At 61.2% G+C, this 12,914-nt stretch carries 10 protein-coding genes; all 10 read left to right on the plus strand.

The genetic code is table 11. The features are described from left to right. Positions 1-4 precede the first annotated feature (4 nt). A complete protein-coding gene (locus tag ACR0KL_RS12080) occupies positions 5-763 on the plus strand; it encodes a SapC family protein (RefSeq protein ID WP_170639838.1) in 759 nt (252 codons plus the stop codon). After that, positions 760-2,076, plus strand: coding sequence for a TolC family protein (locus ACR0KL_RS12085; protein WP_170678617.1), 1,317 nt, complete (start codon positions 760-762; stop codon positions 2,074-2,076). Before ACR0KL_RS12080 ends, ACR0KL_RS12085 begins: the two co-directional genes overlap by 4 nt. 7 nt (positions 2,077-2,083) lie before the next feature. Beyond that, positions 2,084-4,204, plus strand: a complete 2,121-nt coding sequence (locus ACR0KL_RS12090) for a type I secretion system permease/ATPase (RefSeq protein WP_170678619.1) — start codon at positions 2,084-2,086, stop codon at positions 4,202-4,204. 2 nt (positions 4,205-4,206) lie between these two features. Beyond that, entirely contained in the window at positions 4,207-5,508 is a 1,302-nt protein-coding gene (locus ACR0KL_RS12095) for an HlyD family type I secretion periplasmic adaptor subunit (protein ID WP_170678621.1), read from the plus strand. A 103-nt stretch (positions 5,509-5,611) separates the two neighbouring features. After that, positions 5,612-6,139 (plus strand): hypothetical protein, encoded by a 528-nt coding sequence (locus ACR0KL_RS12100; RefSeq protein ID WP_170481003.1) that lies wholly within the window; start codon positions 5,612-5,614, stop codon positions 6,137-6,139. 65 nt (positions 6,140-6,204) lie between these two features. Further along, on the plus strand, positions 6,205-7,575 hold the full coding sequence (locus ACR0KL_RS12105; protein WP_170553793.1) for a glutamate--cysteine ligase: 1,371 nt from the start codon (positions 6,205-6,207) through the stop codon (positions 7,573-7,575). 70 nt (positions 7,576-7,645) lie between these two features. After that, positions 7,646-8,719, plus strand: a complete 1,074-nt coding sequence (pheS, locus tag ACR0KL_RS12110; protein ID WP_480777075.1) for a phenylalanine--tRNA ligase subunit alpha — start codon at positions 7,646-7,648, stop codon at positions 8,717-8,719. A gap of 368 nt (positions 8,720-9,087) precedes the next feature. After that, entirely contained in the window at positions 9,088-9,891 is an 804-nt protein-coding gene (locus ACR0KL_RS12115; protein WP_170678625.1) for a prolyl oligopeptidase family serine peptidase, read from the plus strand. A gap of 78 nt (positions 9,892-9,969) precedes the next feature. Beyond that, positions 9,970-12,366, plus strand: coding sequence for a phenylalanine--tRNA ligase subunit beta (gene pheT, locus ACR0KL_RS12120; RefSeq protein ID WP_170678627.1), 2,397 nt, complete (start codon positions 9,970-9,972; stop codon positions 12,364-12,366). Between the two features lie 80 nt (positions 12,367-12,446). Further along, positions 12,447-12,893: a YtoQ family protein gene (locus ACR0KL_RS12125; protein ID WP_170379140.1), complete on the plus strand. Its 447-nt coding sequence runs from the start codon at positions 12,447-12,449 to the stop codon at positions 12,891-12,893. Positions 12,894-12,914 lie beyond the last annotated feature (21 nt).

The raw sequence follows: 12,914 nt of genomic DNA on the forward strand, positions 1-12,914 counted from the left end.
GCCCATGACTTCACCCGTCGCGATCACGCCGCGACCTCTGACACACAAGGACTGCGCCGGTTTACACTGGCGCAGTCCTTCCGATTTCGGTTTTGTTGATCATGTGCCCTCGGTTCTGGTCGGGGCGTCGGAACTGTCCTCGGTAACGCTTGAGATGCCCTGGTATTTTGCGCAGGCCAACGGCAAGTGGCACGCGCTTGCGCCCTTGCGTTCGGACGCCAGGCTGAAATTCAACCATGTGCCGTTCTTGCTACGCATGTATCCGTTCACCCTTCTGTCGGACGCGGACAGTTTCGTGCTTGGCATCTGGCAAGACCCTGACTGTATCGGCGAAACCGGGCACCCGATTTACGACGGTGCGCAATTGCACCCGAGGTTAGAGCCGGTTGCCAACGCGTTCTCTCGTTTTGTCAAAGGCTTGGATGCGCTGCGTAAAATCGGTGCTGCGTTGCATGAGGCGGGTATTCTGCAACCGACCCCGCAGCAAGCCAGTGACACGGGCCAGCTGTTCCAAACGGATGAGGACGCCCTGCGCGCTCTGCCAGCAGATACCCTGTCTGAACTTGCGAAATCCGGTGCGCTGGGGGCGGCATATGCGCAGTTATTGTCACGCACGCATTTAAAAAGAACGGCAAGGCCCGAGGTTGCTTCCCAACCGCAAAATACTCCTGTAACGCGAGAAGAAGACCGCGCCTTTCTGGATGCATTGACCGATGATCTTCTGGAGGGCGCTGAACTAAAACCAGGAGCGTTGGCACCATGAAGACTTGGTTGTCGGTTGTGATGACCACACTTGTTTTGGCGGGGTGCAGTGAGGATTTGCAGGGCACGCAGTCGTTCGACCCTGCAGCCGAACCCGCCGCGCAGCCTGCGGCGGCGCAAAGCAACCTGAAGGGTAGCGTCGCGCGCACGGACTTTGCCGAACTGGTGCGCAGATCTGTCGCCACGTCGCCGACGACTGCGGCTGGAACCGCCAATGTTCTGGCCTCGCAATCCCGGATCGAGGCCGAAAGGGGTGCGTTCCGACCCCAGCTAAACGCCGAAACCTCTCTGACCTCTGACGGGGATACGGTTCCGATCCTGAGGCTGAGCCAGATCATCTATGACGGCGGCAAGGTTTCAGGCCGTGTCGGGCTGCGCCAGATCGAGGCGCGTCAGACCTGGTTGAGCGAGCTGTCAGAGCTGAGCGCTCAGAGCTTTGAGGCGATTGAGGCCATCATTGACCTTGACCGCAACCGTCGTCTTGAAGATCAGGCCCGACAAAACCTTGAACGCACCAAGGCGTTGGTCAGCGATTTGCAATCCCGGTTCGATGCCGGTGCCGGATCGGTGGCGGATCTGCTGGCGGGTCAGGGCCGCCAGTCCAATGCAGAAACCGAGCTGGCGCAGGCCGAAACAGATGTCGAACTGGCAACCGCCACCTGGATCGAAGTGTTCGGCAGCCGCCCGAGTGCCATTCCAACCATCCCTCCGGCACCGGTTCTGGCGGGCACAACCTCGCAGGCTATGGTCGAACGCAGCCCGCGACTACGAACACAGGTCGCCGTCAGTGAGGTACGCCAGCAAGAGGTTGTCGTGGCCGAGCGCGCGACGCGCCCGACCCTGTCCGCGATCCTTGAGACCGACTTCAACGAAGGCAGTATCGACAATGGGGCGCAGGCCCGTCTGGGCGTGAATGTCCCGATCTATCAGGGTGGCTCGGCCCGCGCCAATGTGGAAACGGCAAGGGCCAATCTGCAGCAAAGTGAGGCCGATGCAGAAGAGCTGCGCCGCGAATTGCAGCGCAATCTGTCTCAGGCTCTAGAAGAGACGAACTCGATCCAGCGACGACTTGCGACGGCCCGCCGTGCGGTCGAGATCAACGAACAGGCACTTGATGCAGCGCGGGGGCAGTTCAACATCGGACGGTCGACCATCGTGCAGATTCTGGATGCTCTGCGCGAGCTGAACCTGGCTCAGGTCCGGGTCATCCAGCTTGAGGCACAGGCGCGCCGGGCTGAATATGCGGTGCTTGCGGTGACAGGCGATATTCTGGATGCGCTGGGCGTCGCACAACCGACTGATCCAACCTTGTGATATTCCCATGACCCCAACCGCCACAGACCCGCTGATCACCCATCTTCAGCTTTTGACAGAGCGGTTGGGCCACGGGCTGTCCGAAGCGGATCTGTTTCGCGTTTTCAAAAGCAGCAGTGAGGCTTACGCGGTCAAAGACGCGGTTAGCGCGCTTGAAGCGGCGGGCTACAAGGCTGATTTTGGTAAGGCACGCTTGCTCAAGCTCGACCCGATCCTGTTCCCGGTCCTGGCTTTCGATGCGGATGGGGTGCCGTTTGTGGTGCTCGACCGCGAAGACAAGGACCGCTTTCTTGTCATAGATGCCAGTAGCGGATCGTCGGAGCCTCAGATCTGGCGTCGCAAGGACCAGCGTATTGCCAAAGCGCGCTGGATCCTGCGCGCCTCACGCGCCCGGCGCTCGGAGGAGGATCGCACGACGCCGCAAGGCCATTGGTTCTGGTCGGCGTTCAGCGATCTGCGTGGCGTGTATGTTCAGATCATCCTCGCCGCGATGGTGACCAGTATTCTGGGGCTGGCGACCTCATTGTTCACGATGGTTGTCTATGACCGCATCCTGCCGAATGAGGCCGTGGACAGCCTGTTGGCGCTGGTCGCCGGGGTCGGGTTCGCGCTGCTGTTCGACTTTTTGATCAAGAACCTGCGGTCGCGCTTTATCGATACCGCCGGAAAGCGCGCGGATATGAAGATTGCAGAGCGTCTCTTCAACCAACTCATGGCGCTGAAGATGAAGGCGCGGGGCGGGCAGAACGGGCGCATGGCCTCAATCCTGCGGGATTTTGAGGTGGTGCGGGATTTCTTCACCTCGGCCTCTCTGGTCGCGCTGGTCGATCTGCCGTTCCTGCTGGTGTTTATCGGGGTGATTTGGGCCATCGGCGGCCCGCTGGCGCTGGTCCCGGCGATTGCGGTGCCGATTACTCTGCTGTCCGGCCTGCTGGCGCAGCCGTTCCTCAGCCGCTATGCGCGCGAATCCAGTGTTGATGGGCAGACCAAACAATCGGTTCTGATGGAAACCCTGACGGGGATGGAGACGCTCAAGACCACCGGTGCGGAACCGGTCATGCGCGCTCGCTGGGACGATACGGTGCGGGCGCAAGCGGACAGTTCCGGCAAGACGCGGTTGGTGTCTCAGGGCACGGTGAACCTGACGCTTCTGGTGCAGCAGATCGCGCAGGTCGCCATCGTGTTCTATGGCGTTTTCCTGATACGGGACGGGGTGATCTCGATGGGCGCGCTGATCGCCTGTGTGATCCTGACGGGCAAGACGCTGGCCCCGCTGTCGCAATTGGCGCAGGTGCTAACGCGGCTGAATCAGGCGCGGGTCGCCTATGGCCAGATCGACGCGCTGATGCAGCAGGAAGTCGAGCGTGAGGCCGGTCGCCGCTACCTGTCGCGCCGCACGATCGCGGGGCAGATCGAATTCAAAGGCGTCAGCTTTGCCTATGATGAGGCCTTGGGCTCGATCCTCAAGGATATCGACCTGTCGATCAAACCCGGTGAGAAGGTGGCCATTCTCGGCCCTGTCGGGTCGGGCAAAAGCACGCTGGCGCGCCTCATTCTGGGCCTCTACGAACCCGATGACGGTGCGGTGCTGCTGGACGGTCTGGATGCGCGCGCCGTGGATCCCGCAGACAAGACGCGCAACATTGGCGCCGTCTTGCAGGATTGCTGGCTGTTCTCGGGAACGCTGCGCGAAAACATCATCGCCGGGCGCTTTGGCGTGACGGATGATGAGGTTCATAGCAAGGCCGCCATCTCTTTGGCCGACCGCATCGCGGCGGCGCATCCGCATGGCTACGATATGCAGGTGCATGAGGGCGGCGCAGGTGTGTCTGGCGGGCAGCGTCAAGCGGTGGCCATCGCGCGGGCGCTGATTGGTGATCCGCCGACGCTTGTGATGGACGAGCCGACCTCGGGCATGGATGTGCAGACGGAATCGCAGGTGATCGAGAACCTGAAAGGCTGGCTATCGGAGGACCGGACGCTGGTGCTGGTGACCCACAGAACCAGCCTGTTGCAATTGGTCGACCGGGTTATTGTTCTGAATGGCGGCAAGGTCACTTATGACGGCAGCAAGGACGATATGTTGGTCCGCAACCGCCCGGCAGCGCGCGCCGTGAAGGAGGCGTAAGGATGGCCGGGGCAGATTTCACCGCAACAGCGCGCGAGCTGCGCGGCAGGCGTGGTGCCGCCGGTGGCCTGATCCTGCTGTCGGTCGTGACTTTGCTGGCCGTTGTGCTGACCTGGGCCTATTTCACCGAGATCGACGATGTAACGCGGGCCGAGGCGCGCGTGGTGCCCTCGCAGCTTGTGCAGGTGGTTCAGGCGGCGGAAACCGGCACCATCACTGAGATCAACATCCGCGTCGGCGATACGGTTGAGGCCGGGGACGTTCTGATGCGCTTCGACCCCGCGCTTCTGCGGGCCGAGCTGGACACCGCCGTATCCGAGGCCACCGCCCTGCGCCTGCGCCGCGCCCGGCTTGAGGCGCAGATTGACGGAGAGCCATTCGACATGCCTGATCGCGAGGGCGTTGAGGGGAAACTGCTAAACGCGGAACGGGATCTGTTCTCGGCCATGGCAGCACATCTGACCGCCGATCTTGAGGTTCTGGACGCCCGCCGCGAGATCAAGCTGGCCGAGATCGAGGCCGCCCGGATCAGCAAGGATGTGAACAATGAGACCATCGGCCTGCTGGAGGAAGAGATCAGCGTGATCCAGCCTCTGGTCGAGCGTCGGATCGAAAGCCCCATCGCTATGATCGACCTGCGCCGGGAACTCAGCCGTCAGAACGGGCAGTTGAGTGACGCCGGTAACCGTATTCTGATGGCGCAGGCTGCACTGACCGAGATCGACAGCCAGATCGTGGCCCGCAAGCGGGAGTTTCGCTCGATCGCCAACCGCGAATTGACCGAAACGCAGGCCGGGCTGGCCGCGCTTGAAACCCGCATTCCTGCGCTTCAGGCCCGATTGGCGCGGGCGGAAATCCGTGCCCCGGCGCGGGGTGTGGTCAATCAGGTGTTGATCTCGACGCTGGGCGGAGTGGCGCAGCAAGGCCAGACCGTGGCCGAGATCGTGCCCTTTGGCGACACCGTCACGGTCGAGGCCTATGTAGCCCCCGATGACATCGCCTTCATCCGGCCCGATCAGGATGTGAAGGTGCGTATCACCGCCTATGACGCCTCGCGCTATGGCGCGCTGGATGGGCGGGTGACGCGGATCGGCGCGGATACGATTCTGGCCCCGGATGGGGAAACCTCGGTCTATGTGGTCGAGATCCAGCTGGACGGCTCGCTGACCGATGCCGATGGGCAGAAACTGGATGTGATCCCCGGCATGGTCGCGCAGGTCGATATGCTGTCCGAGCCGAAGACGGTGCTGGAATATCTGACCAAACCGGTGATCCGCGTCAAAGACCGCGCCTTCCGGGATTAGGTCAGGAAACCAAGCCCCCTCTTGAACTCTGTACCGCTCGGCCCGATTTTGAGGGGGCTGGGGATCGCCCACCATGTCCAAGCGCTGAAACAGGAAAACCGACATGAGTTTCATTCGACCCGAAGCCAAATTGGCCCTCTGGCGCTGGCGCGAAGTTGTCGCTGCCGGTTTCGTTCTGGTTTTGGGCCTCAGCTGGGTCAGTGGACCCGGCGGTCTGCTGGGCGTTCTGGGCTGGGTACTGGTGGCTGTCGCAGTCGCTCTGACCGTGATCGGCGTGCAGCGTGCCCGGTTCCGTACCGGCGCAGGCGGGCAGGGCGTAGTCAGCGTCGATGAGGGGCAGATCACCTATCTCGGCCCGCTGGATGGCGGCATGGTGGCAACGCGCGAGATCGAGCGACTCGCGCTTGATCCAACCTCAAGCCCGGCGCATTGGGTGTTGGACCAACCGGGTCAACCGACGCTTCACATTCCTGTGAATGCAGAAGGGGCCGAGGCGCTATTCGACGTGTTCTCGGCGCTGCCGGGGTTGAAAACGCAACAGATGCTGGCCGAACTCCACGGCGGGTCGCGCCATCCGGTAGTGATCTGGGAAAAAACCTCCTCGCGCCCGGCCCACCTTAGGCTGCATTGACACTGGCGCGGTTTGCGCTCAGGACTGACCGATAAGACAGACACATCAGGATCGGAGATCGGTTCATGTCCATCCCTCAGTCCGGCGGCGGTCCGATCGAGCGCCACGAGCAATTGGCCGAATATCTGGAATCGGGCTGCAAGCCCAAGGCCGATTGGCGTATCGGGACCGAGCATGAGAAGTTCGGCTATTGCAAAGACACCCTCAAACCGCTGCCATTCGAGGGCAAGCGTTCCATCGTTGCGGTGCTTGAGGGGCTGCGCGACCGCCATGGCTGGGCCGAGGTGCGTGAAGCGGGCCATCTGATCGGGCTAGAAAAAGACGGCGCAAATGTCAGCCTTGAACCCGGCGGCGCGTTGGAATTGTCAGGCGCTCCGCTCGAGACGATCCACGAGACATGCGATGAGGTTAACACCCACCTACGCGAGGTGAAGGATATCGCCGATGAGATCGGCGTGGGGTTCATCGGTCTGGGCGCGGCTCCGATCTGGACCCATGAAGAGATGCCGCTGATGCCCAAGGGGCGCTATCGGCTGATGAACGACTACATGGAAGAAGTTGGCACCATGGGCCGCGCCATGATGCGCCGGACCTGCACGGTTCAGGTCAATATCGACTTCGGATCCGAGGCCGACATGGTGCAGAAACTGCGCGTTGCGCTGGCGCTGCAACCGGTGGCGACGGCGCTGTTCGCGAACTCCCCGTTCTTTGAGGGCAAGGTGAACGGCCAGAAAAGTTGGCGCAGCCACATCTGGCGGCATCTGGACGATGCGCGCACCGGCATGCTGCCTTTCGTGTTCGAAGAGGGCTTCGGGTTCGAGCGCTACGTGCAGTACGCGCTCGATGTGCCGATGTATTTCGTCTATCGCGACGGCCAGTATATCAACGCGCTGGGCATGTCCTTCCGCGACTTCCTGAAGGGCGAGCTGCCCGCACTGCCGGGTGAGACACCGACTCTGTCCGACTGGGCCGATCATCTGACCACGGCTTTCCCCGAAGCGCGGATCAAGAAATTCATGGAAATGCGCGGTGCCGATGGTGGCCCGTGGCGTCGTCTGTGCGCGCTGCCGGCTTTCTGGGTCGGCCTGACCTATGACCAAACCGCGTTGGATGCGGCGTGGGATCTGGTCAAAACCTGGGATGCTGAAACCCGCGAGGAACTGCGTGTTCAGGCGGCGGTCAAAGGCCTGCAGGCCCAGGTCGGAGACATCAACATGCACGATCTGGCGCGTGAGGTCGTGGCGATCTCTGAGGCTGGTCTGAAAGCCCGTGCTTTCCCCGGTGCTGGGGGTCTGGTCCCGGATGAAACGCATTTCCTGAACGCGTTGAAGGAAAGCATTGACACCGGCAAGGTGCCTGCCGATGAGTTGCTGGAACACTACAATGGCGACTGGAACGGCGACCTGACCCGGATTTTCCCCGAATACAGCTATTGATCCGCCCGGTCCCGCTTGCATTCGCGGGGCTGGCCCGATAGCAGGTTGGCGACCAAATTCAGAGGGCGTCATGGACGATCTTAAGGCAAAATATCTGGGCCAAATCGCCGAGGCCGGCGACGAGAACGCGCTTGAGGCGATCCGCGTCGCTGCCGTGGGCAAAAAAGGCGAGGTCGCGCTGAAGATGCGCGAGCTGGGCAAGATGACCCCCGAGGAACGTCAGGTCGCAGGCCCGGCGCTTAATGCCCTGAAGGATGAGATCAACTCGGCGCTGGTCGCTAAAAAGGCTGCTCTAGCCGATGCTGCGCTGGATGAGCGTCTGCGCACCGAATGGCTGGACGTCACCCTGCCGACCCGCGCGCGCCGTGAGGGCTCGATCCACCCGATCAGCCAGGCGACCGAGGAACTGACCGCGATTTTTGCCGAGCTGGGCTTTGCCGTGGCTGAAGGTCCTCGGATCGAGGACGACTGGTATAATTTTGACGCTTTGAACATCCCCGGTCACCACCCCGCGCGGGCCGAAATGGACACGTTCTACATGCATCGTGGCGATGGCGATGACCGCCCGCCGCATGTGCTGCGGACGCATACGTCTCCGGTGCAAATCCGCTCGATGGAGAAACAGGGCGCGCCGATCCGCGTGATCTGTCCGGGCGGTGTATACCGCGCCGACTATGACCAAACCCATACGCCGATGTTCCATCAGGTCGAGGGGCTGGCGATTGATAAAGACATCTCGATGGCGAACCTGAAATGGGTTCTGGAAGAGTTCGTGAAGGCCTTCTTCGAGGTCGATGATGTCGAACTGCGCTTCCGCGCCTCGCACTTCCCCTTCACCGAACCTTCGGCCGAGGTCGATATTCGCTGTTCCTGGGATAACGGCCAGCTGAAGATCGGCGAGGGTGACGACTGGATGGAGATCCTCGGCTCCGGCATGGTCCACCCCAAGGTGATCGCCGCTGGTGGGATTGATCCAGAGATCTACCAAGGCTTTGCGTTCGGGATTGGGATCGACCGTCTGGCGATGCTGAAATATGGCATTCCGGATTTGCGGGCGTTCTTTGATTCTGACCTGCGCTGGTTGCGGCACTATGGCTTTGCGGCGCTGGATATGCCGAACCTGCATGGTGGTTTGTCGCGGTAAGTGTATCCGCTGGGCGTTTATCTGGCTCGCTACTTCGATTGGTGGAGTGAGCGAATAACGAGCGCTCCGGTGCGGTGGGTCTTAGCTTTATTTATTGGTCCTGTCGTGTTGTCTTTGGCCCCCACCATGCCAGCGTTTGAGATCACCTTAGCGCTACTAGGCTTTGCGCTTATTGTTTTTGTCTATCCTGGTCTGTTGGTCGGTTACGTCCGGTATGGAATCCAGTTTCGGCAAGAGCGCGAAGAACTAGAGCAGATTAAAAAAGTGCAGGTAGCGATTAAGCAGACTAAAGCCCAAAGCGCGGCTTGTTACAGCTTCCCACAGTGTTGTGACGTGACAGTTGGCATCAGGCGGCTAGGCTCCGGCCTATGATCTATCGACTGCTTCTTCTGCTGCTTACCGCAACCCCGGCACTCGCCATGGGGCCTTGGAAATCCGATTGCCATGGCGATACGGCCTGTGAGGTCGGCGACCGCTCTTACCATGTGCTGGAGCCTGAGGGGTGGGACGGCGAAACGCCTCTGCCAGTGTTGTTGCATTTCCACGGCTGGGCGCGGCAGGGGACCGTGGTGGTGAACCATCAGCGGATTGCGGGCGCGACCAAGCTGCGGGGCGTGCTGCTGGTGGCCCCGAACGGGTTGGGTAAAAGCTGGGATTTCTGGACCTCGGACACCGGCGACGTGCCCTTCGCCGACCGGGTTTTGGAGGATGTGGCCAAGCGCTATCCGATTGATCCCGAACGCATCTATGTCTCGGGCTATTCTTTCGGCGGCGCGATGGCGTGGCGCTATGTCTGCCAGTCAGGCAATGACGTCGCCGCCCTGCTGGCCGTTGCGGGCAGCATTCGCCAGACCGAGGACTGCCCGGAAGGCCCGCGGGAGGCGCGCCATGTGCATGGTCTCAGCGATACGGTGATGGATTTTCCCTATGGCGAGAATGGCGATACGACCTATCCGGTGGCCCTTTGGCGCTCGAAATACGACTGCCACGACGCGACCCCGCGCGGGGATTGGAGCGTGGTGCCGATCCTGACCCTCAGCCGCGTGGAATGGACCGATTGCGCGCAGGGGCAGGTGGTGCTGGATACCCATCCCGGCGGGCATTTCATCCCCCACGGCTGGATCGGGCGGCAATTGGACGAGCTTTTGGGCCGCACCCCTACCTATCCGTGACCCGCAGCGCTTGCACCTTGGCGCATTCTTTGTCATTGCCTGTGCCGACTGGATATCTGCCAAAAAAGGCCCCGAGCAATGAAATTCACTCTGTCCTGGCTGAAAGACCACCTCGACACCGATGCGTCGGTTGATGAGATCACTGAGGCGCTGACCGATCTTGGCCTTGAGGTCGAAGAGGTCGTGAACCCGGCGGACCGTCTGGCGGGCTTTACCTTGGGCCATGTGAAACATGCCGAGAAACACCCCGACGCCGACAAGCTGCGCGTCTGCACGGTGGCGACGGATGAGGGCGATCTGCAGATCATCTGCGGCGCGCCCAATGCGCGCGAAGGCATCACCGTCGTGGTCTGCAAACCGGGCATGTATATCCCGGGTCTGGATATCACCATCAGCGTCGGCAAGATCCGAGGCGTTGAGAGCTTTGGCATGATGGCCTCGGAGCGCGAGCTGGAGCTGTCGGATGAGCATGACGGTATCATTGAACTGCCGTCAGGCGAGGTCGGCGACACATTTGTCGATTGGCTGGCCGAGAATGACCCCTCCAAGATCGACCCGATGATCGAGATTGCGATCACCCCCAACCGCCCGGACGCGTTGGGCGTAGCAGGTATCGCGCGCGATCTGGCTGCGCGCGGCGTTGGCACGCTGAAAGAGCGCGCCTATGCGCCGGTGCCCGGCGATTTCGACAGCCCCATCAAGGTGACGATCGACGAGGATACGCTGGACGGCGCGCCTCATTTCACCGGCCGTCTGATCCGTGGCGTCAAGAATGGCCCCAGCCCGCAGTGGTTGCAGGATCAGTTGAAGGCAATCGGTCTGCGTCCGATCTCGGCCTTGGTCGATATCACCAACTACATGACCTACGACCAGAACCGCCCGCTTCACGTGTTTGACGCGGACAAGGTGCAGGGCAACCTGCGCGTTCACCGTGCCAAGGGCGGCGAGAAGCTGGTGGCGCTGGACGAAAAAGAATACACGCTGCAGCCCGGCATGATGGTGATCTCGGACGACAAAGGACCTGAGTCCATTGCCGGTATCATGGGCGGTGAGGAAACCGGCTGCACCGAAGAGACTGTGAATGTCTTCCTCGAAAGCGCGTTCTGGGATCACGTGCAGATCGCACTGACCGGTCGTGCGCTCAAGATCAACTCGGATGCACGCTATCGGTTCGAACGCGGTATCGACCCGGAATACACGCTGGAAGGGTTGGAGCAGGCGACGCAGATGATCCTGGATATCTGCGGCGGTGAGGTATCCAAAGTGGTTGAGGCCGGCAAGGCTCCGAACCATGCACGGGCCTACAAGTTGGATGCGGCGCGAGTGCAGTCTTTGGTCGGGATGGATATTCCCGAAAGCGAGCAGCGCCAGACTCTGACCCGTCTGGGCTTCCGTCTGGAAGGCGAGATGGCGCATGTGCCCAGCTGGCGTCCAGATGTCATGGGCGAGGCCGATCTGGTGGAAGAGGTCGCGCGGATTGCATCGCTGACCAAGCTGCAGGGCAAGCCCTTGCCGCGCGTGAGTGATGGCATCCCGAAACCCGTAATAACCCCGACACAACGTCGTCAGTCGATGGCGCGACGTACCTGTGCCGCGTTGGGGTATAACGAATGCGTCTCATATACCTTCATCGATCAGGCCTCGGCCGCGCTGTTTGGCGGCGGTGATGATGCGACGCGTCTGGAAAACCCAATCTCATCCGAGATGAGCCATATGCGCCCCGATTTGCTTCCCAGCCTGCTGCAAGCGGCGGCGCGCAATCAGGCACGCGGTTATGCTGACGTGGCCTTGTTCGAGGTCGGTCCTGTCTTCCATGACGGCGAACCGGGTGATCAGAAGACACAGATCTCCGGCCTGCTGGTTGGCCGCAACGGTCCCAAAGACGTCCACGGCGCGTCCCGCCCGGTTGACCTCTTTGATGCCAAAGCGGATGCCGAGGCAGTTCTGGCCGCAATCGGCGCACCGGCAAAGGTTCAGATACTGCGCGACGGAGACGCCTGGTGGCATCCGGGTCGTCACGGCAAGATCTGCCTCGGCCCGAAAAAGGTTCTGGGCGTGTTTGGTGAGTTGCACCCGCGCATCCTGCAGGCGATGGATATCAAAGGCCCGGCGATGGCATTCACCATCTGGCCGGATGAGGTGCCGCTGCCTCGTAAATCCGGCGCAACCCGCGCCGCGCTGGAACTGCGCGATCTGCAAGCCGTCGAGCGTGACTTTGCCTTTGTGGTCGATGATACTGTCGAAGCTCTGACTTTGGTGAACGCTGCGGCGGGGGCCGATAAGGCCCTGATCGAAGACGTTCGCGTTTTTGATGAGTTCATCGGCGGGAGCCTCGGTGAGGGCAAGAAATCTCTGGCCATCACCGTGCGGTTGCAGCCGAAAGACGAGACGCTGAAAGAAAAGGATATCGAGGCAGTGGCTGAGAAGATCATTGCCAAGGTGTCAAAAGCCACAGGCGGCGTTCTGCGCGGCTAAGGGTGATCCACCCTCGGTCACAAGATTTTTAGAAAGATGAAGGGGCGAATGCGCCCCTTTTTCATGGGAGGAAACGCAAGATGTTGAAAGTTTATCTTTCTGGTGAGATTCACACCGATTGGCGTGAGCAGATCATTTCGGGTGCGGAGGGGCTGGATGTCACGTTCAGCAGCCCAGTGACCGATCACGCGGCCAGTGATGATTGTGGTGTCGCCGTCTTGGGCGCAGAGCCGAACAAGTATTGGCACGACCACAAGGGCGCGATGGTGAATGCGATCCGTACGCGCAAGGGGATCTCGGATGCGGATGTAGTGGTTGTCCGGTTCGGTGACAAATACAAGCAGTGGAACGCCGCCTTTGATGCGGGCTACGCCGCCGCTTTGGGCAAATCGATCATTGTGCTGCACGGCCCCGATCATCAGCACGCGTTGAAAGAGGTCGATGCCGCCGCGCTGGCAGTTGCGGAGGAACCGCGCCAGGTGGTGGAGATCCTGCGCTATGTTCTGACCGGCGCACTGCCGGGCTAGGTTGCGAAAAGGGCTTGCGCG

The sequence above is a fragment of the Ruegeria sp. C8 genome (assembly GCF_056537565.1).